The following is a 24,474-nucleotide window of genomic DNA, read 5'->3' on the forward strand; positions in this document are numbered from 1 at the left end:
TCGGTTGAAAGAGGGGAAGATTTCAGAGCGCGCCGTTCTTCGGTGGCGTTACGCCGTTCAAATGGTAGTTGCCGACGACGTGATATTTCCACCGCACGGGATCGTGCAGCGTATGGGTGCGGGCATTGCGCCAGTGGCGGTCGAGGTTGAGGCCTGTCTGTACCGACGAGGTTCCGGCAAGCTCGAAAAGCGTGTTCGAGGCCTCAAGCGCCACTTCGGTCGTCAGCACCTTCGCCGCAGCGACTGCCAGCGTTGCCTCGATCACTTTTTGCTCCGTCGTCTCGATCTGCGCGGCATCGACCTTGTGGCCGGCGCGCTCGACAAGAGCGGTTGCCGCTTCGAGCCGGATGGCGATCTGGCCGACCCTAGCGATCGTCAGCGGATCGTCGGAAGCCCGGTCGAGGCCGCTATCCATCCAGGGGCGCGATTTCGTCCTGACGAAATCAAGCGTTTCGGCGAAGGCAGCCCTGGCGATGCCGAGATCGACGCCGGCATGGATGATCTGGCCGACGGAGCCGATCGTCGTCGGCCGCTCGAAACCCTTGTGATGGAAGACGACGGAATCGGCGCTGACATAGACATTGTCGAGGATCGTCGTGCCGCTGCCGGTGGTGCGCTGGCCGAAACCGTCCCAATCGTCGACGATCTCGACACCTTCGGTGCCCTTCGGCACGAAGGCCATGGTCAGCCGCTCCTCCGGATCGAGGGCGAAGACAGTGATCCAGTCGGCGAAGAGCACGCCTGTGGAATAGAACTTGCGGCCGTTGATCCGGTAACCCGGACCGTCGCGGGTGATGCGCGTATTGTAGTGGCCGACCGTCTTGGTGCCGCGCTCGGATAGCGCGTTGCCGAAACGATCGCCGGCCAGCACGCGACCAAAGAAATAGCGCTGCTGCTCCTCGCCGCCGTCGGTTCTGAGCGCCTCGAGGATATAGAAATGGTTCTGCGGGATCTGGCCGATCGAACCATCCGCCTCAGACAGGATCGCCGTGATCTCGGCAAGCACGGCGTTGGAGACGTCGAGCCCGCCATATTGCGCCGGCACGGTGATCGCCAGAAGGCCGGACTGGGCGAGAAGATCCAGTTCGCTAAACGGCAGGATCCGGTCGGCGTCGCGCTCGGCTGCGCGTGCGGCAAATTGCGCCGCCAGTCTGCGGGCGGTGGCGATCGCCTCATCATCGCTGCCGATACGGTCGGCCAGGGGCCGGATCTGATCTGCTTGCCTCAGCACGGTGTTCATCGATGTCTCCAATTCTGACGAGCCTATCGGTGAAAGAAATTAAGCGTCGAGATAAGAGCACAAATTCTATAGATGCGATAGAAAATGAAAAGTGTTTGCTCATCGGGCTTGGATCGCCGCGATTAGTGTTGCGGTCGGACACTCGTGCGACGACATCGCCTGGGAAGCGATAAAATTCCTGCCCAGAACCGGCGTTCCCGGTCTCGATTTGACGACGGCGACCTCCTACGTAACCGATGTCAGGTGCGTCACCGCGCCGGTTGCAGAAAGAACGCCCAATGCGGGGCAGGGCGGCCGCCTTGCCCGATCCATGAGGAAAATCATGACCCGTTCACGGCAGTTGCGCCTCGGCGCCTTCATGCGCCCCGTCAGCCTGCATACCGGCGCCTGGCGCTATCCCGGTTCTTATCCCGACGCCAATTTCAATTTCGCCCATCTGAAGTCCTTCGCGCAGGCGCTGGAACGGGCGAAATTCGACGCCTTCTTCATGGCCGATCATCTTGCTGTGCTCAACATGCCGGTCGAGGCGCTGAGGCGCAGCCACACCGTGACCTCCTTCGAGCCCTTTACGCTGCTCTCGGCGCTGGCGGCGGTGACGGAGCGCATCGGCCTCGTCGCCACGGCCTCCACCACGTTCGACGAGCCCTATCACATTGCCCGGCGTTTCGCCTCGCTCGACCATATCAGCGGCGGCCGCGCCGGCTGGAACATCGTTACGACGTCGAACCCTGATGCCGCGCTCAACTTCGGCCTCGACGAACATGTGGAGCATGGCGAGCGCTATCATCGCGCCCGGGAATTCTATGATGTGGTCACCGGGCTTTGGGATAGTTTCGCCGACGATGCCTTCATCCGCGACCGGAAAAGCGGCCTGTTCTTCGATCCGGAGAAGATGCATGTGCTCGGCCACAAGAGCGAGGAACTGAGCGTCCGCGGACCGCTCAATATCGCCCGGCCGCCGCAGGGCTGGCCTGTCATCGTCCAGGCCGGCCAGTCGGACCCCGGCCGCCAGCTTGCCGCCGAGACTGCCGAAATGGTCTTCTGTTCGCCGCGCGATCTTGCCGCCGGCAAGGCGCTTTATGCCGATATCAAGGGACGCATGGAAACGATCGGCCGCAACCGCGACCATCTGAAGATCCTGCCCGCCGCCTTCGTTATCGTCGCCGATACGATCGATGAAGCGCGGGCCAAACGCGCCACCCTCGACAGCCTGGTGCACTACGACAGCGCCATCGCCTCGCTTTCGATCGCGCTCGGCCATGACGTTTCCGGCTTCGATCCCGACGCACCGCTACCATCAGATATTCCCGACACCAATGCCAGCAAGACCGGCCGCGCCCAGGTGCTGAAGCTTGCCGCCGAGGAGAAGCTGAACGTCCGCCAGCTGGCGCAGCGTTACGGCGGCTATGCCGGCCTCGCCTTCGTCGGCACGCCGGCAAGCATTGCCGACGAGATGGAACGCTGGTTGGAGGAGGAAGGCTCGGACGGCTTCAATATCGTCTTCCCCTATCTGCCGCAGGGTCTTCTTGACGTCACCGAGCGACTGGTTCCGGAGCTTCAGCGCCGCGGCCTGTTCCGCAGCGAATATGACGGCACGACGCTGCGTGAGCATCTTGGTTTGCCGCGGCCGGAGAACCGGTTTTTCGCACCCCCCACGTGAGGCGTGTCAACCGCTCGAACTCCTTTTCGCCGTCGCGATCTCAAACGCGTCGCTTTCCCCCGGCACCAGTTCGAGCGGCCAGACAATATTGCGCCCCCCTTCGGGATAGAACGCGCGATAGGCCGGCACATGGGCGAGAAGCGTCTGTCCGAGCGCGACGCCGAGATCGTAGAGCGACATACGGAAGCAGCTGAGCGAAGGGTTTAGGAACCGTGCGCGCGGGGCATCGCGGAAGCCGATCACGGCAAGGTCGCGGCCGGGCATGACGCCCGATTCCATCAGGCGGCGGTAAAGGCCGATCGCCATCAGCTCGTAGATCAGGATCACCGCCGTCGGCCGCTCTTCGAGCAGCAGCAGCTCATGGGCCGCCTGGTAGCCGCCCTGTTCGCTCGACTTGACGCGAATGACGAGAGACGGATCGAAAGCGATACCGTGCCGCGCGAGCGCGCGGCGATAACTCTCTAGAAAGACATGGCCCAGGTTGACATCGCTCGACGGCGCCGTGATCGCGATCCGGCGGTGGCCGCGCGCGACCAGCCGGTCGACGGCGCGTTCGGCCACGCCTTCGAAATCGAGGTCGATCCAGGGGAAATTGCCTGGGGAAAGGCTGCGGCCGACCGCAACGAAGGGGATCTTTGCCCGCGACAGAAGATCGATGCGCCGGTCGAAGCGCTGCGTATTGGAGATGATCATCGCATCGACGATCCGGCGCGCCACCATTCGCTTCAGATATTCGTGCGGATCCTCGTCGCTCGGGCAGGGTAGCATGATCAGGTCGAGTTTGTGGCAGGCAAAGACGCTTTGCAGGCCGCTGGTGACGCCGAGGAAGAAGTTGTCGGCATTTTCGACCGCCTCCATGCTGGATTCGATCATCAGCCCGATGACCTTCGTCTCTCCTTGTCTGAGACTCCGTCCCGACTGGTTGGCGACGTAACCGAGTTCCTCGGCCGCCGCCAACACCCGCCGGCGGGTTTCCTGATTGACATCGGGCTTGCCGTTCAGCGCCCGGGAGACCGTGCCGATCGAGATATTCAACTGTTCGGCAAGCTGGCGAATCCCCTTCATCGCTGACGATTTTCCTCCCGTCCGTAATTTCCCATTTGGCGTCTATTGACACCGCAAAATGTTTTCGCCTACAGTCGTAAACGTTTACGGAGTGCGTGTCACGAGGAGAGTTGGCGCCATTCCCTGGAGGAAATCGTGAAATTCGGTGCCATTCTGTGCGGGTGCGGAGCTATGTCCAAAGGTTGGTTGCGCGCCATTGCGTCCAACCCTCAACTGGCTGACTCCATCGATATCGTCGGCCTCGTCGACCTCAACCGAGAGACGGCGGAAAAGCTCGCTGCCGAGTTCGGACTCGAGAGCGCCGTCATCGGCTCGGATCTCTCCGAGGTCATCGCCGCCACCAAGGCCGATCTGGTCTTCGACATCGTCATTCCGGCCGCCCGTTACGATGTCGTTTCGACGGCGCTCAAGGCTGGCTGCCACGTGCTTAGCGAAAAGCCGATGGCCGCCTCGCTTGCCGAGGGCGCCGCGCTGATCGACCTTGCCGCCGAAACAGGCCGGATCCACGCCGTCATCCAGAACCGCCGTTTCATCTCGGGCATCCGGCGCCTGCGCCGCTTCGTCGACAGCGGCGCGATCGGCGAACTCACCGGCATTCATTGCGATTTCTTCCTCGCGCCGCATTTCGGCGGCTTCCGTGAAGAAATGGACAATGTCCTGCTGCTCGACATGGCGATCCACACTTTCGATGCGGCTCGTTACGTCGCCGACCGGAAACCGCTCGCCGTCTATTGCGTCGAGCGCAATCCGAAGGGGTCGTGGTACCGGCACGCAGCCTCGGCGAACGCCATCTTCGAATTCTCCGACGACATCGTCTTCACCTATCGCGGCTCCTGGTGCGCCGAGGGCGAGCGCACCAGTTGGGAAAGCCAATGGCGTCTCGTCGGCTCGAAGGGCATGCTCACCTGGGACGGCGAGGAAAATTTCAAGGCGACCGTTGCCGGCGAGGAGCCCGGCCTGTTGCGCGGCTCTGCCGCCGTAAACGTTCCCGGTCCGGAACATGAGGCGGAAACCCACGGCCATGCCAGCGTCATCGCCGATTTCATCGCGGCGATCCGCACCGGCAAACATCCCGAAACGGTCAATTCCGACAATATCCGAAGCCTCGCCATGGTCTTCGGCGCGATCGAAAGCGCCAAGACCGGCAAGCGTATCGAAATTTCAGCATAGGATGACGTGACGTGAGCAACCCTGCAAAATCCATTCGCATCGGCACCATGGTCAGCGGCAACAAGGGCGATGCCGCCACGCGCATCGGCGAGATTGCCGACATGGGCTTCGAAAGCTTCGAACCCTTCTTCTGGCAGACGACCAAGGGGCAGAACCTCGCCGAACTCGGCAAGCGCTGCCTCGAGGTGATCGGCGACCGCGACATCACCATCTCGACGCTCGGCATGTTCGGCAATCCGCTGGAAGAGAGCGCCATCGACCTGGAAACACTGCAGGGCTGGAAGGACTGCATCGACAATGCCCATCACTTCGGCGCATCTTGCGTCGCCGGCTTCACTGGCCGCGTCCGCGGCAAACCGCTGACCGACAGTTTACCCCGCTACAAGCAGATCTGGAGCGAGCTCGCCAAGCGCGCCGCCGATAAGGGCATCAAGATCGCCTTCGAGAACTGCGCCATGGACGGCAACTGGGCGACCGGCGACTGGAACATCGCCCATAATCCGGATGCCTGGGAGCTAATCTTCAACGAGACGCCGGACGACCATATCGGGCTGGAATGGGAACCGTGCCATCAGATGGTCTATCTGATCGACCCCATGCCGCAGATCCGCAAATGGGCGCACAAGTTCTTTCACGTCCACGGCAAGGACGCGACCATCCGCTGGGAGATCATCAAGGAACACGGCATCTTCGGCAAGGAGAAATTCGTCTTCATGCGTACGCCGGGCTTCGGCGACAGCAACTGGACCGACATCATTTCCGAGCTGCGCCTTGCCGGCTGGTCCGGCTCGATCGACATCGAAGGCTGGCACGACCCGGTCTATCGCGACGAACTCGAAATGACCGGCCAGGTCTATGCGCTCAACCACCTCAAGCATGCCCGGGGCGGCGAATTCGTCGTCGATCCGGTCTGATGATATCGTTTCCGGCAAGGAGGAATTGCCGGACACGGGGATAACCACAAAGGAGGAGAACCATGGCTATCCGCAAATATGCAATTCTCGGCGCTCTGGCGCTTGCAGGCGTTTCACTCTTCGGCCTTTCGGCCAAGGCCGAGGACGTCACGCTGACGCTCTGGTCGCTGGATAAGGACACCCAGCCGGCGCCGAACCTCGTCAAGGAGTTCAACGCCCAGAACAACGGCATCAAGATCGAATATCGGCTGATCCAGTTCGACGACGTCGTCACCGAGGCCATGCGCGCCTACGCCACCGGCCAGGCGCCCGATATCATTGCCGTCGACAATCCGGAGCATGCGATGTTCTCGTCGCGCGGCGCCTTCCTCGACCTCACCGACATGATCGCCAAGTCGAGCGTAATCAAGCCGGATAATTATTTCCCCGGGCCGCTGAAATCGGTCGAATGGGACGGCAAATATTACGGCGTGCCGAAAGCGACGAACACGATCGCGCTCTACTACAACAAGGACATGTTCAAGGCCAAGGGCCTCGATCCGGCGAAGCCGCCGCAGACCTGGGATGAGCTGGTCGAGGATGCGCGCAAGCTGACCGACCCTGCCAAGAACGTCTACGGCCTCGCTTTCTCGGCCAAGGCCAATGAGGAGGGCACCTTCCAGTTCCTTCCCTGGGCGCAGATGGGCGGCGGCAGCTATGAGCATGTCAATGCCGACGGCGCGGTGAAGGCACTCGGGATCTGGAAGACGATCATGGACGAGAAGCTCGCGTCTCCGGATACGCTGACGCGCGGCCAGTGGGATTCCACCGGCACATTCAACTCCGGCAATGCGGCCATGGCGATTTCCGGTCCCTGGGAGCTCGACCGCATGACCCAGGAAGCGAAGTTCGACTGGGGCGTCACCCTGCTTCCGGTTCCCAAGGAAGGGGCCGAACGCTCGTCGGCCATGGGCGACTTCAACTGGGCGATTTTCGCCAGCAGCAAACATCCGGCCGAAGCCTTCAAGGCGCTCGAATATTTCGCCTCGCAGGACGACAAGATGTTCAAGAATTTCGGCCAGCTTCCGGCCCGTTCCGATATCACCATTCCCGAGACCGGCCAGCCGCTGAAGGACGCCGCCCTCAAAGTCTTCCTCGAACAGCTGAAATACGCCAAGCCGCGTGGGCCCCATCCGCAATGGCCGAAGATCTCCAAGGCGATCCAGGACGCCATCCAGGCGGCGCTGACCGGCCAGATGAGCCCGAAGGACGCACTCGACCAGGCCGCGGATAAGATTAAGGCTGTTTTAGGCTAGCCAGCGTCGAGCCGGCCGTTCGCTCCCTCTTCTCCCCAACGGGGAGAAGATGCCCGAAGGGCAGATGAGGGGGGTGAGGAGCGCAAGCGACGAGCATTCTGAACGCAAGTGAAGAATAGCAAGCGCCGAACTCGGCGCCCCCTCATCCGGCTGCCGCCACCTTCTCCCCGCGGGGGAGAAGGGGACTACCCACCGATGGCGAAGGCCATCAACCATTTCCTCCCGGCAGGGGCCGTCTTCCGCATCATGCGCCAGGCGGCCCCGATCGGAGCATCGGAGGACGCATGAAGAGGATCCTGATGAGCGTCAGGGACGGCCGTGGTTTCGATATCGTGCTCGTCGCTTTCCCGCTCGGCTTTCTGTTCCTGATGGCGGGTCTGCCGCTCATCTACAATGTGGTGATGAGTTTCCAGGAGGTCGACATGTTCAGCCTCGGAACCTTCTCGCGTCCTTTCGTCGGCTTCAAGAATTATACCGACCTCTTCGCGCAGCCGGAAACGCTGCCGATCCTCTACAATACCGTCATCTTCGTCACCGGCTCGATCGCCGGCCAGTTCCTGATCGGCTTCGGGCTGGCGCTGTTCTTCTGGGTCAATTTTCCCGGCGCCTCATGGATGCGCGGCCTGTTCCTCGTCTCCTGGGTGATGCCCGGCCTTGTCGTCGGCGCCATCTGGAACTGGATTCTCTCGGGCGATTTCGGCGTCCTGAATTTCATCCTCAGGGAAAGCGGCATCATCTCCGGCAATATCTTCTGGCGCTCCGATCCGCATTATTCGCTCTATGCCGTGATCATCGCCAATATCTGGCTCGGCACCTCGTTCAACATGATCCTGCTGTCCGTTGGCCTTGCCGGCATTCCCGCCGATCTCTATGAAGCCGCCGAACTCGACGGCGCCAATGTCTGGCAGCGCTTCTGGACGATCACGCTGCCGATGATGCGCTCGACCATCGGCGCCATCATCGCGCTCGGCCTGATCTTCACCCTGCAGCAGTTCGATCTTTTCGCCGCGATCACCTCGGGCGGGCCGAACAATTCGTCGAACGTCACCCAATATTGGGCCTGGGATCTTTCCTTCCGGCAGTATGATTTCGCCAAGGGCGCGACGATCTCCGTCATCATGATCGTCTTCGTCATGTTCGCCTCCGTCGTCTATGTCCGGTCCACACGCCATGAGGTGCGCGGATGAGCACGACGACCAATCGCGACCGCTTGATGCTGGCAATCTCGATCGTCATGGCGGCGATCTATCTCTTCCCACTCTACTGGATGTACATCACCGCGCTGAAAAGCGGCTCGGAGATGTTCGCCACGCCGCCGAGCTTCTGGCCGGCAGCACCCCAATGGGGCACCTACACCTATGTCTGGGAAAGCCGCGACATGGGCCGCTACCTCTGGAATTCGCTGGTTATCGCTCTCGGCTCCATGGCGCTGATCACCGTGCTCGGCGTCGGCTGCGCCTATGTGCTCGCCAGATACCGCAACGTCTGGGTGGATATCGGCCTGTTCCTGATCCTGATGCTGCAGGTCCTGCCGGCATCGCTGATGATCACGCCAATCTTCGTCGGCTTCTCGCAGATCGGCATGCTCTCCACGCCGCGGCTCGCCGTCATCATTGCGGTCGCCGCCAAGAGCATGCCCTTCTTCGTCATCCTGGTGCGCGCCACCTTCATGAGCGTGCCCCAGGAGCTGGAGGAGGCGGCCCTCGTCGACGGCAATTCGCGCGTCGGCGCCTTCTTCAACATCGTGCTGCCGCTCGCCCGCAACGGCATCCTCGTCAGCGCCATCCTGATCTTCATGCAGGCCTTCGGCGAATTCGTCTATTCGAAATCGATGATCCACGCGGTCGACCTTCAGCCGGCAAGCGTCGGTCTCAACTCCTTCATGGGACCGAACACCAACGAGTGGAACAACATCATGGCCTACGCCACGATGTATGTGACACCCATCCTTGCCATCTTCGTTCTCTTGCAGCGCCGCATCGTATCCGGCCTCACCTCTGGAGCCCTCAAATGACCACACAGATCGAGCTCAGAGGCGTCAATAAATATTACGGCGCCTTCCACGCCCTGAAGAACATCGACCTGTCGATCGCCAAGGGTACTTTCGTCGCGCTCGTCGGCCCGTCTGGCTGCGGCAAGTCCACGCTGCTGCGCTCGCTTGCCGGCCTCGAAAGCATCTCGACCGGCGATCTGCGGATCGCCGGCGAGCTGATGAACGGCGTGCCTCCGCGCAAGCGCGACGTCGCCATGGTGTTTCAGTCCTATGCGCTCTATCCGCATATGACGGTCGAGGAGAACCTGACCTACAGCCTGCGCATTCGCGGCATCGCCAAGGCGGAAGCCAAGAAGGCGGCCGAAGAGGTGGCGGCGACGACCGGTCTTTCGCATCTCCTCAAGCGCTACCCGCGCGAACTGTCCGGCGGCCAGCGCCAGCGCGTCGCCATGAGCCGCGCCATCATCCGCCATCCCAAGGCCTTCCTGTTCGACGAGCCGCTGTCCAACCTCGACGCGGCGCTGCGCGTCCATATGCGCAAGGAAATCCGGTCGCTGCACGACCGGCTGAACGCAACCTTCGTCTACGTCACCCACGATCAGGTCGAAGCGATGACGATGGCCGACCATGTGGTGGTGATGCGCGACGGCGTCATCGAACAGCAGGGGGCGCCACTCGATCTTTACGACCGGCCGGCAAACCGCTTCGTCGCCGGTTTCATCGGCTCGCCGGCGATGAATTTCATTCCCGCGATTGCCGCCGAAGACGGCAGGAGCCTGATCCTGGATTTCGGCGCGGTGAAACAGTCGCTTGCGCTCACCCGCACCGTCGAGCCAGGGCGCAAGCTCGTCGCCGGCATCCGGCCGGAACATATCGGCGTCGTCGAGCCCGGGCATGGCAGTTTCGACGTCCCGATCGCATTCGTCGAATCGACCGGCTCGTCGACCTTCATCGTCGCGGAGACCCAACCGGAATTGACGATCGTCGAGACGCGCCGCGACAGGGTCAAGACGGGAGACAGGATCGGACTTTCGGTCGATCCGGGGCAGATCCATCTGTTCGACGCATCGACGGACCGTGTGATATAACATCGCCGGCGCAGAGACGCTGACGGTTTCATAAAACCATCATCAGCCTCTGCGAAGGGATTGCTCCCGCACGAGTCACTCCGTCACATCTGCAGCATCCGGATCTTCATCATGACATCCTCCCTGATTTCAGCGCGCCTTTCCCCCACGGCGTCGTCCCGCCTCCTCGTGCTTGCCGAAGCGGTGGTGAAGGCGGGCGAAATCGCCCGCCGCTCGCTGCGGCGGCGAACCTCTCAGGAAATGCTCGCCAAGGCGCCGCGAGACTATCAGACCGAGATCGATGTCGCCGTCGAGCGGATCATCGTCGACGAAATGACCAAGGCCTTCCCGGACTACGCCATCCAGGGCGAGGAAGCCGTCGGCAACCGCACGGCGGGGCCGGAAACGCCGATCATCTACATCGACCCGATCGACGGCACCACCAATTACGCCTGGGGCCTCCCGCATTTCGGCATGACGATCGCGATCGCCGAGGGTGGTCGGCTGGTCGCCGGCGTCGTCTATGACGCCATGCAGGACGAGCTGTTCAGTGCCGAGCGCGGCGGCGGCGCCTATCTTAACGGCGAGCGCATCCGCTGCGCCGATGTCGGCGATATCGAGAACGTGCTCGTCGGCGCCGGCCTGCCGATTCCGGGCCAGGTCAAGGCGGTTACGGAAGAGGTCTATTTCGACGCCATCAAACGGCTGATGGCCAATACGGCAGGCGTGCGCCGCCTCGGTTCGGCGGCGTTGTCGATCGCCTATGTCGCCTGCGGCCGGCTGGACGGTTTCTTCGAGGACGGGCTCGCGATCCATGATTTCGGCGCCTCGGCGCTGCTGGTCGAAGAGGCAGGCGGCATCGTCACCCGTTTTTCCGGCGCCGCCGTCGACGGGAAGGGTGATATCCTTGCCGCCAGCAAGGTGCTGCACCCCTGGCTTAGGGAAGGCTTCCTGGCGAAGGCGTAATTGCTTCAGACCGGCAGCAACCGTCCGAGCTGCGCACCGGTCGTTGCCGGGGCTCCCTGGTGAACGAGTGTATTGTCGCGGAAGACGAAGAAACTCGTAAAATTCGGCTCGACCTTCATCCCGGCCTCCATCCGATCGTCGGGCGCCACCATTGCCTTCAGGCGGCTGCCGTCCGCAAGATCGATATCGACGATCTTGTGCGTGCCGAAATCGACGATGCGATGGACGCTGGCCGCGTCTGCTCGATACGAAGGACGGATCGTCAGCGCTTCCGGGCGGGTGGCCAGCGTCACCGGCCCGTCCTCGACGGGAACGGCAAGCGGGAAGAGCGGATGGTCGCAGACGCCGTTTCGGGTGCGGCTCTGGACGAAGTTCATCGAGCCGATGAAACCGGCGACGAAGGCCGTCTGCGGCTGCCGATAGATGGTGCTCGGTGGCGCGATCTGCTCGGTGCGCCCATCACGCATGACGACGATGCGGTCGGCAAGCGCCAAGGCCTCGTCCTGGCCATGGGTAACAAAGAGCGTGGTAATGCCGAGGCGCTGCTGGATATCGCGCACTTCCTCCCGCAGCCTCTCGCGCAGATGCTGGTCGAGGCTGGCGAAGGGTTCGTCGAGCAACAGGATCTTGGGCTCGAGCACCAGCGAACGCGCAAGCGCGACGCGCTGCTGCTGTCCGCCCGACAGTTGCGTCGTCATCCGCCGCCCGTAATCGGCAAGGCCGACCATATCGAGCGCGTTCTCGACGCGCTCACGGATTTCGGATTTCGGCAGGCGCCGCAGCTTCAGGCCGAATGCGATATTGTTGAAGACATCCATATGCGTCCAGAGCGCGTGGCTCTGAAACACCATGCCGGTCGGGCGCCGCTCGGGTGGCAGGTTCGTCACATCACTGGCATCGATGCGGATCGTGCCGCCGCTCGGCCGCTCGAAGCCGCCGATCATTCTGAGAAGCGTCGACTTACCGGAGCCGGAGGGGCCGAGCAGACAGACAAGCTCGCCGTCGCCGACTTCGAGCGAAAAGTCGTTGACGGCAAAGGTGGTTCCGAACAGTTTCGAAACGCTCTCGATTGCCAGATGTGCCATTCTCAAACCCTTTCCTCGATTGAGGCTTCTCAGGCGCCAAAACCTCTGGCAAAGGCGCCGGTGCCGATAACGCGGCGGGCAAACATCAGCGCGATGAAGGACGGCACCCACAGCATGACGGAAAGCACGGCGCCGTATTGCACGACGATTTGATTGTTGATGAAGCTGATCATCAGCACCGGCATAGTGCGGATCCCAGGCGCCCCGATCAGCCAGGCGCCTTCGGTCTCGTAGAAGGTGCCGACGAAGGTCAAGAGCAGGGCGGCTGATATCGTCGGTGCGGCCTGCGGCAGGGTGATCGACCAGAAGACGCGCAGCGGCGCAGCACCGGCATCGCGGGCCGCCTCTTCCATGCGCCGGTCGACATTCTGGAAGGCTGCGACCGGAATCCAGATCATCAGCATCAGCGTGCCGACGAGCTGGATCAGCACCACGCCCCAGAAGGTACTGATCAGGCCGAGCTGCAGGAAGATGCCGGCAATGGCGACCAGCAGGCCGAATTTCGGAAAGGCATGCGATGCGAGAAACGACAGGAACAGGATGTTTCTTCCGGGAAAACGCAGGCGCGCGAAGGCGTAGGCCGCGGGAAGGCAGATGACGGCGGATAGGAACGTTACGGTCGTCGTCAACCGCAGGCTGAGAAACAGGGCATCCCAGACATCCGGCCGCGCCAGCGTCTGGCCCCAGAAACGCAGGCCGAACTGCTGCGGGATCACCGATGGATAACGCCAGATCTCGGTGAAGGCCCAGGTGCCGACGACGATCAGCGGCAGGGCGATCAACAGCGTCAGCAGACAGGCGAAGACGAGGCCGACCCAGTCGAAGCGAAGGGTGATGCGCGATCCGCCGGCACTCATGGCCGGGCCTCACGGTTGCGGGCGATCGACCGGATGTAGAAGATGCCGAAGACCAGGCAGAAGCCGAATGTGATGACGGCCTGGGTCATGGCATCAAGCGGATCGTTCATGTCGGCGAAGGTGCGCTGCATGAACGGCCCCATCATTTCAGGCGATGCCGGGCCGAGCACATAGGGAAGGGTGAAGGCGGAGAAGATGCCGAGCACGGCAAAGGATGCAGTAACCAGCATGGAATTGCCCATGCGCGGCAGGATGATCGAGACGAAGACCCGAAGCGGCCTTGCGCCGACGTCGCGGGCCGCCTCGACGGCGCTGTTCGAAACGGAGGAGAGGCCGGCCGTCAGCATCAGTACCGTCAGCGGAAGATTGTCCCAGACGAGGCCGATGACCGGTCCCCATGGCGTCAGATAGGGCGTGCGCAGCTTGGGCAGGCCGACGGCGTTCAGCAGCAGGTCGACGGTGCCGTTCGGCCCGACGGTCCTGATCAGCGCATAGGCGAGGATAATCGACGGCACGAACATCGGGAAGATCGCCAGCGCCTGCACATAGGCGGCAAGGCGCCCTTGCGAGAAGCGAAGATAAAGCGCGATCGGAAAGCCGATCGCCAGCAGCAGGGTGCCGCAGACGGCAGTGGTCCAGAGCGTCATCCACAGGTTGGCGAGGCTGTAGCCGTCGGTGAAGAAGAAGCGGTAGGAGGCGAACGTCAGGTCCGTCGCGCCATCGGGGCCTCGAACGAAGATGGTGCCGACGACCGCCGAAAAGATCGGATAGACGATCAGCCATGCCAGCAGCAAAACCGGCAGGGCGACGAGGAGGAGCCCGATCGAGCTCCCCCTGTCAATGGGTTGGTGGCGGCGCGGTGCCGCCAGCGCGGTATCGGCGGACATCAGGTGCGGCTGATACCGGGAGCGACGCTGCGGTACCAGCCGTCGTTGATCGCCTTTTCCCAATCGCCGCTCGGGAAGGTCGGAATGGTCGACGGAATGACGTCGGCGTATTTCTTGCGCAGATCGTCGGAGATGTGATCCCAGGAGATGGCGGGGAAGCCGCCGATCTGGGTGATGATCGCTTCCTGCATCTCCTTCGTCAGCATGAAGGCGGCAAGCTTCAGCGCCGCATCCTTGTTGGCGCCGTTCGAGAAGACGGTAATGCTGGAGAAGCCGCCGCAAAGGGCGAGATCGCCAAGCTGCACTAGGCCGGTCGTCTCCGGCAGCACGCCCTGCGCGATCGCCTGCAGCACCTGGTCCGACCAGACCGGCACCATGGTGACGACACCCTGGGCAAGCAGCTGGATCGACTGGGTGTTGCCTGATGTATAGGCGCCCTTATCGTAGAGCGAAGGGGCGAGATCGTTAAGGATCTTCCAGGCCGGCGTCAGTGCCTCGGTACCGTAGTCCGCCGTGTAATTGTCGACCTTGAATTTCTTCGGATCGCGGCCGTTCACCTCATGAATGGCGCGGCGGACGAAATTGCTGCCCGAACCGCCCTTGTCGGGTCTGTTATAGATGAACTGGCCCGGATTGGCCTTGATCCAGGTGGTGAGCTGCTCCCAGCTCTTCGGCGCGTCCTTCGGGTCGAGCTTGGTCGTGTCGTAGGCCAGCAGGACCTGCGAGCCGCGATAGGGAAGGGAGTAGGGAGTATCGAGGGCGAGCGGATTGATATGGTCATAGCCTTCGACGTTTTCGGCTGACAGTTTCAGCCAGAGGCCGGCATCGATGCCGCCCGCCGGCAGGCGCGGATCGAATTGCTCGAAAAGATCGGCCTGCGGATCGGTTTTGGTCTTCAGCGCTGCGAGCGCGCGATCAGCGATGGCGCGCAGGCCGTTATTGTCGCCGGCATCGGTCACCTTCAGGGCGACTTCAGGATGGGCTTTTTGAAAGGCGGGGCGGATGATGTTGTTCCAGAGGTCGATGATATTGGCATCCGAACCGCTGTAGAGGTCGATCGTGCCGGCCGCGGCCGATGCGAAACGCGGAAGAGCCAGAAGACCGGCCGCAGCCGACGATGTGATCAGAAATTCACGCCTGTTCATAACCCATCTCCATCAGGTATCGAGGCTCCGCCTCCGCAGGATTGTTCAGGACTTTGCTAGCGCCGGCGCGTAACATCGACATGACAGGAACGGCGCTATTCGGAGAGAATTGCACAGCTGTGCTTATTTCCGCCCATATGGAAATCGGCGGCTGCAGACACTATCTCTGGGCAAACAAGGAGACACCCAATGACCGAAGAACGTGCAGTGCTCGCCGGTGGCTGCTTCTGGGGCATGCAGGACCTCATCCGCCGCTACAAAGGCGTGATCTCGACCCGCGTCGGCTATACCGGCGGCGACGTGCCGAACGCCACCTACCGCAACCACGGAACCCATGCAGAGGCAATCGAGATCATCTTCGATCCAGCCAAGATCAGCTATCGCGAAATCCTCGAATTCTTCTTCCAGATCCATGACCCGAGCACGCGCAACCGCCAGGGCAATGACGTCGGCGCGAGCTACCGCTCGGCGATCTTCTACACCAGCCCCGAGCAGGAGAGCGTTGCAAAGGATACGATCGCCGATGTCGACGCATCCGGCCTCTGGCCCGGCAAGGTCGTCACCGAAGTCGTGCCGGTGAGCGATTTCTGGGAAGCAGAACCCGAGCACCAGGACTATCTGGAGCGGATCCCGAACGGCTATACCTGCCACTTCGTCCGGCCCGGCTGGAAGCTGCCGGCCCGCCAGAAGATCGCCTGACGCAACCATGCGTGCATGCCGGAAGCGACGCCGGCATGCACGGCACGTCCCGCCGGGTCAGAACCCAGTATGATCGGCCAATGACGCACCAACTGGTCGATGTCGTGAGCGTGAATTTCATGCCCCTCCGCCGGCAATCGCAGATTGCGGTCGGTCTTCATCTTGCCAAACTGATCCTAATATGCAACCTGTTTGCGTGACGGCTCCTCGGACTGCCCTATCGAACAACGCAGAGTGAGTGTTATGGCGTTGGATCGTGCCGACTTTTACGATGCGGAATTGGCAAGACACAATCGGCACCTGCGGAATGCCGCCGGCGTGCGCTCGGATGATCGGGTGCTCGATATCGGCTGCGGCGCTGGGCAAACGACGCGTGAGGCCGCCCGCGCCGCAGCGCAAGGAGAAGCGGTCGGTGTGGACGTTTCGGCTGAAATGCTCGAGGTCGCAAGGCGGCGGAGTGCTTCGGAGGGTTTGCGAAATGTGGCTTTCGAGCAGGCAGACGCGCAGTCCCACATGTTCCCGCCGGCCAGTTTTGACCTCTGCATCAGCCGGTTCGGGGTGATGTTTTTTGCCAATCCGGCGGCGGCCTTTGCCAATATCGGCCGAGCGATGCGGCCGGGCGCGCGCCTTGTGTGGATGGTGTGGCAGAGCCGGGAGCGCAACGCATGGTCCGGCGCCATCCGGCAGGCCCTCGGGACCGAAACTGCCGTTTCCGCAGGTGCTCCCGATCCGTATTCGCTCGGCGATCCCGGCGTTGCCACGGAGCTACTGAGCACGGCCGGCTTTACCTCGATCGACTTTATCGACGTTCGGGAGCCGGTTTTCTATGGACCGGACGCCGATGCCGCATCCAATGCACTTGCCGGCCTCTATCTTGTGACGGACGCGCTCGCCCGCACGAACGAACAGCCTGACAGGCCATTGCAGCGGCTGCGCGATTTAATGGAGGCGCATATGACCCCGGAGGGCGTGCTGTTCGACTCGCGGGCGTGGATCATCACCGCTCGCCGGGCGCCGGAGTAATGGAGAGGCGGACAGCGCGCGAATCTCACCGACGGCCAGCGCCATCCCCTCTCAATAGCGGGGGATATAGTCCAGGCCGCCATCGATCCGGGCGGGGCGCCCGTCCAGGAAAAGCTCGCCGATGCGCGGCGCCGAGCGGGCGACGACCTTGCCGCGCCGGATCACCGCCAGCCGGTTCGGCTTCAGCCGCAGCGCCTCCAGCGTATCGTTCGCCTGGAGGATGACGAGGTCGGCATTGCATCCCTTCTTCAGGCCGTAGCCTGCAATCCCCATCGTCCTCGCCGAATTGACGGTCAGCGCGTCGAAGATCCTCTTCTTGTCGTCGATGCCGGCCATCTGGGCGACATGGATCGCCATATGGCCGACCTCCAGCATGTCGCCCGATCCCATCGAATACCAGGGGTCCATGACGCAGTCGTGCCCGAAGGAAACATTGAGCCCAGCATCCATCAGCTCCCGCACGCGAGTCATGCCGCGGCGTTTCGGATAGGTGTCGTGCCGGCCCTGCAGCATGATGTTGATCAGCGGATTGGGGATGACGTTGATCTCGGCCTCCGCCATCAGCGGAATGAGCTTGGAGACATAATAATTGTCCATCGAATGCATCGAGGTCAGATGCGACCCGGCGACCCGCCCTTTCAGCCCGAAACGAATGGTTTCAGCAGCCAGCGTCTCGATATGGCGCGAGTGGGGATCATCGGTTTCGTCGCAATGCATGTCGACCGGCAGGCCGCGATCGGCAGCGATGCGGCAGAGCGCCTCGACCGACGCCGTGCCTTCGCCCATCGTTCGTTCGAAGTGGGGAATGCCGCCAACGATGTCGACGCCCATGTCGAGAGCGCGGTTTAGGGTGTCGATCGCGCCGGGCGAGCGGTAATAGCCATCCTGAGGAAAAGCGACCAATTGCAGGTCGATATAGGGAGCGATCTTTTCGCGAACCTCGATCATCGCCTCGACGGTCACCAGCCTGGGATCGCTGGTGTCGACGTGGCTGCGAATGAAGAGCAGCCCGTGGGTGACAGCCAAGTCGCAATAGCGCAACGCACGATCGACCAGCTCTTCTTTTGTCACGATCGGGCGCAGCTCGCCCCAGAGCGCGATCCCTTCAAGCAGCGTGCCCGAGATATTCATGCGCGGTAAGCCGAGGGACAGGGTGGCATCCATATGGAAATGCGGATCGACGAAGGGCGGACTGACCAGCCGACCGGTCGCGTCGATCTCTTCACCCGCCTGCGCCTGGAGATTGCGCTCAAGAGCGATGATCTTGCCGCCCTGGATGCCGATATCGATACTCTCTGAGCCATCGGGGAGATTTGCATTTTTGACGATCAGATCGAACATCGGAACCTCGTTGGATGTGAGCGGTTTCAGCGTTCGCCGCGTCGATAGGGCCGCATCAGCGCCTGCGGAACGCGGGCGCGGCGGGCCATGACGGCAAGGGCGGCGATGGACAGGATATAGGGGGTCATCAGAAAGAGCTGATAGGGTACAAGCCCGCTCAGCGCGGTTTGCAGACGAAGTTGAAAGGCGTCGAAAAAGGCAAAGAGCAGGGCGCCGAAAAGCGCGCGGCCGGGGCGCCAGGAGGCGAACACGACGAGTGCGATGCAGATCCAGCCGCGTCCCTGCACCATGGTCGGGAAGAAACTGTTGAACGCCGACAATGTCAGGAATGACCCGCCCATTCCCATCAACGCGCTTCCAGCGATCACCGTGCAGTAGCGCACCTTCATCGGATCGACGCCCTGGGCTTCCGCCGCGTGCGGATTTTCGCCGGTCATGCGGATCGCAAGCCCCACTGGTGTGCGGAAGATAATGTAGGCCATCAGCAGCGCGATGGCGATCGCAAGATAGGTCGGCGCCGTCTGGGTGAAGAAGGCCGGCCCGATGAAAGGCAAGGTCGAAAGACCGGGAAGGGCGATCGGCTGGAAGGGCACAATGGTGGGTGGGGTATTGGCAAGCGGCACGATCAGCCGGAAGACATAATAGCTGAAGCTGGAGGCAAAGAGCGTCACGCCGAGACCGGAGACATGCTGGGAGAGGCCGAGCGTCACCGTCAGGCCCGCATGCAGCAGGCCGAAGACGCCGCCGGCGATGGCGGCGATCAGCAGGCCGGTCCAGAGATCGGCGCCGTGATAGACGGAAAGCCAGCCGATCATGGCGCCGAAGGTCATGATGCCCTCGATGCCGAGATTGAGCACGCCGGCCCGTTCGCAGAGCAAGGCGCCGAGCGTGCCGAAAATGAGCGGCGTGGCGATCCGCAGGATTGCAGCCCAGAGCCCTGATGAAGCGATGATGTCGAAGAGCTGCATCATCGCCGGATCCTGTATTGGGTGATGAACAAGGCAATCAGCATCGTCAAAAGCGACAGCGCCACCGTGACGTCGGCGATATAGGTGGGGATGCCGAGGCCGCGGCTCATACCATCCGCGCCCACGAACATGGTGGCGGTGAAAATGGCGGCGAAGACGACGCCGAGCGGATTGAGGTTGGCGAGCATGGCGACAACAATACCCGCATAGCCGAAGCCGGGCGACAGATCGGTCGTCACATAACCCTTGACGCCCATGACCTCGATCGCCCCCGCCAACCCTGCAAGCCCGCCCGAAAGGCAGGCGACCTTCACCAGCGTTCTGCCGAGTGGAACGCCGGCGAAGATCGCGCCGCCGGGATTGAGGCCCGCGGCGCGTGACTGCATGCCGAACACGGTGCGGGACTGGATGAAATGAACGATGATGGCCAGCGCGATCGCGATCGCAAAACCGATATGCAGGCGCGAGCGGGCGATCAGCTTCGGCAGCATGGCGTGATCGCTAACGGATTGCGACTGCGGCCAGCCGAAGGCGAGCGGGTCCTTGAGAACGCCGTCGATCAGCATCGAGACGAACAGCACGGCGATGAAATTCAGGAGCAGGCTGGTGACGACCTCATCGACCGAGAAGCGCAGTCGGAGCCAGAGCGGGATCAGGATCAGCACCATGCCGGCAATGGCGCCGATCAGCAGCAGCAGCGGAATGAGAATGGGGCCGGGAAGGTTGCCGAGCAGCTTCGAACTCGCCGCCGCAACAGCGATGGCGCCGAGATAAAACTGGCCTTCGGCGCCGATATTCCAGAGCCGCGCCCGGAAGGCGACGGCGGCGGCAAGCCCCGTCAGCATCAGCGGCGTTGCCCGCGTCAGCGTTTCGGTAGCCGAAAGCCGGGATCCGAAAGCGCCGATCAGGATGCGCCAATAGGCATCGAGAACCGGCGCGCCGGCAATTGATATCAGGATACCCGCCAGCGCCAGCGCTGCGATGACCGCGACGACAGGCGTGACGATCAGCAGGTAAAGCGGGCGGTGTTCGCGGCGCTCAAATCGCATGATCGGCCTCTGGGCTTTCCTGCCATTCGCCAGCCATCATCAGTCCCAGCCTGCGGGCATCCGCACCGTCGGCTTCGACGGGCGGTGACAGGCGGCCACCGACGATTGCCTGTATGCGATCGGCAAGCGCGATCACCTCGTCGAGATCCTCCGAGATCAGCAGCACGGCGGTACCCTGCCGGCGGGCTTCGAGCAGGCGTGCGTGCACGGCTGCCACGGCCCCTTCATCGAGACCGCGCGCCGGCTGCGACGCGATCAGGATGCGCGGCCGCCGATGCAGGTTGCGGCCGAGAATGAGTTTTTGCATATTGCCGCCTGAGAGCAGCCGGGTACGGATGGCCGGGCCGCCGCCGCGGACATCGAAGCCGTCGATAATCTCCTTCGCGAACGCCATGCCCGCCTTGCGGTTGACGAGGCCACGGCGAGAAAAGGCCGGTGAGATGATGCGTTCCAGCACGACGTTTTCCCAGATCGCCATTTCGCCGATCACGCCCTCCTCGTTGCGATCCTCGGGAATGCGGCCGATGCCGGCTTCGACGACATCGGCAACGCCGAGATTGCCGATGGCTTCCCCGAACAGCAGAAGGTCGCCGGCACTCCGCGAGAGCGTGCCGGAGAGAAGATGCGCCAATGCCGCCTGGCCATTGCCGGAAACGCCGATAATGCCGAGGATCTCGCCCTGGTACAGGCGGAAGCTGATCGATTTCAGCCGATCGACGCCGCCGATGCGCACCGTCACATCGGCCGCTTCGAGGGCAACGGCACCAGGTGTCGACGGCTCGCGCACGGGCCGCGTCACACGGCGCCCGACCATCAGTTCAGCGAGTTCCGCCTTGCTGGTTTCCGACACCTTGCGTTCGGCGACCATCTTGCCGCCGCGCAGGACGACGATGCGATCGGCGGCCGCCATGACCTCGTCGAGCTTGTGGGAGATGAAGATCAGCGACAGGCCCTGGCGAGCCATTTCCTTCAGCGTCGTGAACAGCCGTTCGGCCTCGATATTGGTCAAAACCGCCGTCGGCTCGTCGAGGATGAGGATCCGGGCATCGTTATAGAGCGCCTTGAGGATTTCGACCCGCTGCTGCTCACCAACCGACAAGTCGCCAAGGCGGGCATCCGGATCGACCTTAAGGCCGAAGCGCTCGGAAATTGCCAAGAGCTTTGTCCGCGCCGCTGATGTCCTTGAGCGCCAGGACCACAGTCTTTCCGTGCCGGTCATGACATTTTCAAGGACGGTCAGATTGGGCGCCAGCGAAAAATGCTGATGTACCATGCCGACGCCGGCGCGGATCGCCGCGCGCGGCTTGCCCTGCGGCACCTCCGTGCCCTCGATCAGGATTCGGCCGGCATCCGGCATGTAGTGGCCGAAAAGGATGCTCATCAGCGTGGTCTTGCCCGCACCGTTCTCGCCGAGAAGGGCGACGACCTCACCCCCGGCAAGCGTCATGGAAATATCGTCATTGGCAAGATTGGCGCCGAAGCGCTTGCTGACGCCGATAATCTCCAGCACGGGCCCGGTCATGACGGCAGCCCTGCAACGGGAAAGCGGTGGCGCCACCGCCCCTCGGTCTCCAGACGTGCGGCAAGTGACAGGAGCCGCGGCTCGTGGCCCATCGGCGCCATGATCTGCACCGGCAGCGGCATGCCGTGCTCATCCTGTCCGAAAGGCAGTGTCAAAGCAGGAAAACCCGAAATATTGGCGAGGCAGGCAAGCGGCGCAAATGCCGTCATCCGCTCGAGATGCAGATCCGTGTCGGCATGATCGGACGGAAAGGAGCCGATCGCAAGAGGCGCAGACGAAAGCATCGGCATGAGGATGCAATCGACCCTGTCGAATAGCGCCCAGAGCTTATGGCTCACGAGGACGGCATCGTTCAGCGTGTTCCAGAGCGATGTCGCCGACAGCGCCCGTCCGCGCGCCGCGAAAGCCTGCGTCAGTCGCTCGGCTCTGCTTTCATCAAGCGCCGCCGCCTCGATGAGCGCCGCAAGGTTGACGGAGACGATATCGGCGAAGGCGCGGCCGCTTGAAGTGACACTCCATGCGAACTCGGTCCAGCTCAGCGGAACGATGACGTGCCCGTCGCTCTCAAGGGCACGAGCCGCAGCCTCGACAGTTGCAAGCCGATCACCCTCGGTCGGATAGGCCGCTCCGGTATCGGTCAACAGGCCGATCCGCAAACGCTCGTTGTCGATATCGACAGGGGCGGGATCCGCAAAGGGACCTCGTGAATTGCCGCTCAGCTCGTCGAAAATCAGCGCCGTATCCCGCACCGAACGGCAAACCGCGAGTTCGCTCGCAATGCCGGCGAGGTGATTGCCGAAAGATGGCCCGCCCGGGATGGCGCCGCGCGTCGGCTTCATTCCAACAAGGCCACAGCAGGCAGCGGGCACACGAATCGAACCGCCGGCATCGGTGGCATGCGCAATCGCGACGATCCCGGCGGCAACCGCTGCCGCCGCACCGCCCGAGGAACCGCCCGCGGTGCGGGCCGGATCGAGCGGATTGCGGCAGATCGGCCCGACTGCTGGTTCGCTCGCAAGCGACAGTCCGAATTCCGGGCTGGTCGTCAGGCCGAACAGACAGAAGCCGGCCTCGCGGAAAAGGGAAGCGAGATCGGAATCCGCTTCGCCGCCCCTTCTTTCGAAGAGACGGGAGCCGGCCGTCACCGGCAACCCAGCGAAGGGGCCGCCAAGATCCTTCGCCAAGATCGGCACGCCGGCAAACGGCCTGTTGGAAAAGCGTTCGGGCTCGCTCCGCCGCTCCCGGTCGCGACCGTTTGCCGAGGCGAGACCCATGGCGGCATCGAGATAGGCAATCGCGCCGAGAGGCTCCTGCCGCTGAGCTTCGGCAAGAGAAGCATGCATCGCCTCTGTAGCGCTCAGGCTGACATGCCTGAGCGCTGCCGCCAGATCCGTCGCATCACCCTGCATGAGCCGATTACTTCGGCTCGTCCACCATCTTCGGAACTTCGAAGGTGCCGGCCTTGATCTCCGCCCGTTTGGCCTCCATCGCAGCCTCTGCGTCGGCGGGCGCCACACCCTTGACGAAGACGATATCGCTGCCGCCTTCCTTCATCAGGCCGTAAGACGTGTAGTTTCTGCCGACCGGCTTTCCGGCAGCGACATCGGCAATCGCGGCATTCAGGATCGGGCGGAAGTACCACATGGCGTTGGCGAATACTGTATCCGGGTAGCGCGGCGTATAGTCGATCAGCGAGCCGACCGACTTGATGCCGCGCTCCCTGGCGGCATCGGCAGTGCCGATGCGCTCGCCGAACAGGATGTCGGCGCCGGCGTCGATCTGGGCAAGACCAGCTTCCCGCGCCTTCGGCGGATCGAAGAAGGTGCCGATGAACGAGACCAGGTGCTTGGCGTCCGGATTGACGGCCTTGACGCCGGCCGCAAACGCATTGATCAGCATGTTGACCTCGGGGATCGGAATGGCGCCGACGGAACCGACGACATTGGACTTGGTCATTTTGCCCGCGAGCATGCCGGCAAGATAGGCGCCGTCATGGTTCCAGGTGCCGAAGACGCCGAAATTGTCGCCAGCCTGCTCGCCGCTCGACCCGAGCACGAAGGCTGTATCGGGATAATCGGCCGCGACCTGCCGAGCTTCTTTCTCCACCGCATAGGCCTCGCCGATAATCAGCTTGTTGCCCTGTTCGGCATATTCGCGCATGGCGCGGGGATAATCGGTGCCGGAGACGCCTTCGGAGAAGACATATTCGATGACGCCTTCCTTGGCCGCGTCCTGCAGGGCCTTGTGCAAACAGGAGTTCCAGGCATTTTCGACCGGCGATGCATGGATGCCCGCAACCTTCAGCGGCGCGGCAGCTCTCGCCAGCGGGACAAAGCCGCTGACGCCAAGCGCAATGCCTGACGCGATCACTGTCCGGCGTGAAATAAGGATGTCTTTGGTCATTGACTGCTCCCCTTTTTTTACCGTTTGGTTCAAAAATCATAGGTAGCGCCCAAAAATGTGTCAAGCGCCAAATGGGCTTAAAAATCAGGCTGTTCGATCCATCGCCCCGGATCCTTCAGCCGTTT

Annotated in this window: 22 protein-coding genes; 10 read left to right on the plus strand and 12 right to left on the minus strand. The window is 62.6% G+C overall.

Annotated features, from left to right (window positions below; translation table 11 throughout):
- Positions 1 to 22: 22 nt before the first annotated feature.
- Positions 23 to 1,240 carry an SfnB family sulfur acquisition oxidoreductase gene (locus tag OS035_RS23610; protein ID WP_097627899.1) on the minus strand — a complete coding sequence of 406 codons (1,218 nt, stop codon included), beginning with the start codon at positions 1,238 to 1,240 and terminating at the stop codon, positions 23 to 25.
- Positions 1,241 to 1,562: 322 nt separating this feature from the next.
- On the opposite strand from OS035_RS23610, the gene OS035_RS23615 reads away from it, so the two are divergent.
- Entirely contained in the window at positions 1,563 to 2,900 is a 1,338-nt protein-coding gene (locus OS035_RS23615; protein ID WP_097627900.1) for an LLM class flavin-dependent oxidoreductase, read from the plus strand.
- 6 nt (positions 2,901 to 2,906) lie between these two features.
- Here OS035_RS23615 and OS035_RS23620 read toward each other — a convergent pair whose 3' ends face one another.
- Entirely contained in the window at positions 2,907 to 3,965 is a 1,059-nt protein-coding gene (locus tag OS035_RS23620; protein WP_097627901.1) for a substrate-binding domain-containing protein, read from the minus strand.
- Positions 3,966 to 4,100: 135 nt separating this feature from the next.
- Between OS035_RS23620 and OS035_RS23625 the strand changes: the two genes are divergently transcribed.
- From OS035_RS23625 to OS035_RS23655, 7 genes are all read left to right on the plus strand, one after another.
- Positions 4,101 to 5,135, plus strand: a complete 1,035-nt coding sequence (locus OS035_RS23625) for a Gfo/Idh/MocA family protein (protein WP_097627902.1) — start codon at positions 4,101 to 4,103, stop codon at positions 5,133 to 5,135.
- Between the two features lie 11 nt (positions 5,136 to 5,146).
- Positions 5,147 to 6,049: a sugar phosphate isomerase/epimerase family protein gene (locus OS035_RS23630; protein WP_131711321.1), complete on the plus strand. Its 903-nt coding sequence runs from the start codon at positions 5,147 to 5,149 to the stop codon at positions 6,047 to 6,049.
- A 62-nt stretch (positions 6,050 to 6,111) separates the two neighbouring features.
- Positions 6,112 to 7,344, plus strand: coding sequence for an ABC transporter substrate-binding protein (locus tag OS035_RS23635; protein WP_097627904.1), 1,233 nt, complete (start codon positions 6,112 to 6,114; stop codon positions 7,342 to 7,344).
- Between the two features lie 284 nt (positions 7,345 to 7,628).
- Positions 7,629 to 8,531: a carbohydrate ABC transporter permease gene (locus OS035_RS23640; RefSeq protein ID WP_003595640.1), complete on the plus strand. Its 903-nt coding sequence runs from the start codon at positions 7,629 to 7,631 to the stop codon at positions 8,529 to 8,531.
- Positions 8,528 to 9,358: a carbohydrate ABC transporter permease gene (locus tag OS035_RS23645; RefSeq protein WP_331814114.1), complete on the plus strand. Its 831-nt coding sequence runs from the start codon at positions 8,528 to 8,530 to the stop codon at positions 9,356 to 9,358. The genes OS035_RS23640 and OS035_RS23645 overlap by 4 nt, the downstream gene beginning before the upstream one ends.
- A complete protein-coding gene (locus tag OS035_RS23650) occupies positions 9,355 to 10,425 on the plus strand; it encodes an ABC transporter ATP-binding protein (RefSeq protein WP_331814115.1) in 1,071 nt (356 codons plus the stop codon). Before OS035_RS23645 ends, OS035_RS23650 begins: the two co-directional genes overlap by 4 nt.
- A gap of 111 nt (positions 10,426 to 10,536) precedes the next feature.
- Entirely contained in the window at positions 10,537 to 11,370 is an 834-nt protein-coding gene (locus OS035_RS23655; protein ID WP_183781266.1) for an inositol monophosphatase family protein, read from the plus strand.
- Between the two features lie 5 nt (positions 11,371 to 11,375).
- Here the strand turns inward: OS035_RS23655 and OS035_RS23660 are convergent, their stop codons facing one another.
- From OS035_RS23660 to OS035_RS23675, 4 genes are read right to left on the minus strand one after another with little or no spacing between them, the layout of a single operon-like run.
- A complete protein-coding gene (locus OS035_RS23660; protein WP_097627907.1) occupies positions 11,376 to 12,455 on the minus strand; it encodes an ABC transporter ATP-binding protein in 1,080 nt (359 codons plus the stop codon).
- Positions 12,456 to 12,484: 29 nt separating this feature from the next.
- Positions 12,485 to 13,312: an ABC transporter permease gene (locus tag OS035_RS23665; RefSeq protein WP_097627908.1), complete on the minus strand. Its 828-nt coding sequence runs from the start codon at positions 13,310 to 13,312 to the stop codon at positions 12,485 to 12,487.
- Positions 13,309 to 14,199, minus strand: coding sequence for an ABC transporter permease (locus OS035_RS23670; protein ID WP_097627909.1), 891 nt, complete (start codon positions 14,197 to 14,199; stop codon positions 13,309 to 13,311). Before OS035_RS23670 ends, OS035_RS23665 begins: the two co-directional genes overlap by 4 nt.
- Entirely contained in the window at positions 14,199 to 15,344 is a 1,146-nt protein-coding gene (locus tag OS035_RS23675; RefSeq protein ID WP_097627910.1) for an extracellular solute-binding protein, read from the minus strand. Before OS035_RS23675 ends, OS035_RS23670 begins: the two co-directional genes overlap by 1 nt.
- A 189-nt stretch (positions 15,345 to 15,533) precedes the next feature.
- On the opposite strand from OS035_RS23675, the gene msrA reads away from it, so the two are divergent.
- Entirely contained in the window at positions 15,534 to 16,043 is a 510-nt protein-coding gene (msrA, locus tag OS035_RS23680; RefSeq protein WP_097627911.1) for a peptide-methionine (S)-S-oxide reductase MsrA, read from the plus strand.
- Positions 16,044 to 16,286: 243 nt separating this feature from the next.
- Entirely contained in the window at positions 16,287 to 17,066 is a 780-nt protein-coding gene (locus OS035_RS23685; RefSeq protein WP_097627912.1) for a class I SAM-dependent methyltransferase, read from the plus strand.
- 51 nt (positions 17,067 to 17,117) lie between these two features.
- On the opposite strand, the gene OS035_RS23690 is transcribed toward OS035_RS23685, so the two are convergent.
- Genes OS035_RS23690 through OS035_RS23715 form a run of 6 tightly spaced genes read right to left on the minus strand, consistent with a single transcriptional unit; the run spans position 17,118 to position 24,349 of the window.
- Positions 17,118 to 18,407, minus strand: a complete 1,290-nt coding sequence (locus tag OS035_RS23690) for an amidohydrolase family protein (RefSeq protein ID WP_097627913.1) — start codon at positions 18,405 to 18,407, stop codon at positions 17,118 to 17,120.
- Positions 18,408 to 18,433: 26 nt separating this feature from the next.
- Positions 18,434 to 19,378 (minus strand): ABC transporter permease, encoded by a 945-nt coding sequence (locus OS035_RS23695; RefSeq protein WP_097627914.1) that lies wholly within the window; start codon positions 19,376 to 19,378, stop codon positions 18,434 to 18,436.
- Positions 19,375 to 20,424, minus strand: coding sequence for an ABC transporter permease (locus OS035_RS23700; RefSeq protein ID WP_097627915.1), 1,050 nt, complete (start codon positions 20,422 to 20,424; stop codon positions 19,375 to 19,377). The genes OS035_RS23695 and OS035_RS23700 overlap by 4 nt, the downstream gene beginning before the upstream one ends.
- A complete protein-coding gene (locus OS035_RS23705) occupies positions 20,414 to 21,946 on the minus strand; it encodes an ABC transporter ATP-binding protein (RefSeq protein WP_097627916.1) in 1,533 nt (510 codons plus the stop codon). Before OS035_RS23705 ends, OS035_RS23700 begins: the two co-directional genes overlap by 11 nt.
- The gene (locus OS035_RS23710; protein ID WP_183781271.1) at positions 21,943 to 23,355 is read right to left on the minus strand and encodes an amidase; all 1,413 of its coding nucleotides are present in this window, start codon (positions 23,353 to 23,355) and stop codon (positions 21,943 to 21,945) included. The genes OS035_RS23705 and OS035_RS23710 overlap by 4 nt, the downstream gene beginning before the upstream one ends.
- Before the next feature lie 7 nt (positions 23,356 to 23,362).
- Entirely contained in the window at positions 23,363 to 24,349 is a 987-nt protein-coding gene (locus tag OS035_RS23715) for a BMP family protein (protein ID WP_097627918.1), read from the minus strand.
- Positions 24,350 to 24,474: the final 125 nt, after the last annotated feature.

This window comes from Rhizobium sp. 268 (assembly GCF_036571585.1).
In the GTDB taxonomy this organism is placed as follows: domain Bacteria; phylum Pseudomonadota; class Alphaproteobacteria; order Rhizobiales; family Rhizobiaceae; genus Rhizobium; species Rhizobium redzepovicii.

What these genes read in the sequence shown, in the direction of transcription:
- OS035_RS23610 (WP_097627899.1), bottom strand. Translation starts at nt 1,240, where the DNA reads ATGAACACCGTGCTGAGGCAAGCAGATCAGATCCGGCCCCTGGCCGAC.
- OS035_RS23615 (WP_097627900.1), top strand. Translation starts at nt 1,563, where the DNA reads ATGACCCGTTCACGGCAGTTGCGCCTCGGCGCCTTCATGCGCCCCGTC.
- OS035_RS23620 (WP_097627901.1), bottom strand. Translation starts at nt 3,965, where the DNA reads ATGAAGGGGATTCGCCAGCTTGCCGAACAGTTGAATATCTCGATCGGC.
- OS035_RS23635 (WP_097627904.1), top strand. Translation starts at nt 6,112, where the DNA reads ATGGCTATCCGCAAATATGCAATTCTCGGCGCTCTGGCGCTTGCAGGC.
- OS035_RS23640 (WP_003595640.1), top strand. Translation starts at nt 7,629, where the DNA reads ATGAAGAGGATCCTGATGAGCGTCAGGGACGGCCGTGGTTTCGATATC.
- OS035_RS23645 (WP_331814114.1), top strand. Translation starts at nt 8,528, where the DNA reads ATGAGCACGACGACCAATCGCGACCGCTTGATGCTGGCAATCTCGATC.
- OS035_RS23650 (WP_331814115.1), top strand. Translation starts at nt 9,355, where the DNA reads ATGACCACACAGATCGAGCTCAGAGGCGTCAATAAATATTACGGCGCC.
- OS035_RS23655 (WP_183781266.1), top strand. Translation starts at nt 10,537, where the DNA reads ATGACATCCTCCCTGATTTCAGCGCGCCTTTCCCCCACGGCGTCGTCC.
- OS035_RS23660 (WP_097627907.1), bottom strand. Translation starts at nt 12,455, where the DNA reads ATGGCACATCTGGCAATCGAGAGCGTTTCGAAACTGTTCGGAACCACC.
- OS035_RS23665 (WP_097627908.1), bottom strand. Translation starts at nt 13,312, where the DNA reads ATGAGTGCCGGCGGATCGCGCATCACCCTTCGCTTCGACTGGGTCGGC.
- OS035_RS23670 (WP_097627909.1), bottom strand. Translation starts at nt 14,199, where the DNA reads ATGTCCGCCGATACCGCGCTGGCGGCACCGCGCCGCCACCAACCCATT.
- OS035_RS23675 (WP_097627910.1), bottom strand. Translation starts at nt 15,344, where the DNA reads ATGAACAGGCGTGAATTTCTGATCACATCGTCGGCTGCGGCCGGTCTT.
- msrA (WP_097627911.1), top strand. Translation starts at nt 15,534, where the DNA reads ATGACCGAAGAACGTGCAGTGCTCGCCGGTGGCTGCTTCTGGGGCATG.
- OS035_RS23685 (WP_097627912.1), top strand. Translation starts at nt 16,287, where the DNA reads ATGGCGTTGGATCGTGCCGACTTTTACGATGCGGAATTGGCAAGACAC.
- OS035_RS23690 (WP_097627913.1), bottom strand. Translation starts at nt 18,407, where the DNA reads ATGTTCGATCTGATCGTCAAAAATGCAAATCTCCCCGATGGCTCAGAG.
- OS035_RS23695 (WP_097627914.1), bottom strand. Translation starts at nt 19,378, where the DNA reads ATGATGCAGCTCTTCGACATCATCGCTTCATCAGGGCTCTGGGCTGCA.
- OS035_RS23700 (WP_097627915.1), bottom strand. Translation starts at nt 20,424, where the DNA reads ATGCGATTTGAGCGCCGCGAACACCGCCCGCTTTACCTGCTGATCGTC.
- OS035_RS23705 (WP_097627916.1), bottom strand. Translation starts at nt 21,946, where the DNA reads ATGACCGGGCCCGTGCTGGAGATTATCGGCGTCAGCAAGCGCTTCGGC.
- OS035_RS23710 (WP_183781271.1), bottom strand. Translation starts at nt 23,355, where the DNA reads ATGCAGGGTGATGCGACGGATCTGGCGGCAGCGCTCAGGCATGTCAGC.
- OS035_RS23715 (WP_097627918.1), bottom strand. Translation starts at nt 24,349, where the DNA reads ATGACCAAAGACATCCTTATTTCACGCCGGACAGTGATCGCGTCAGGC.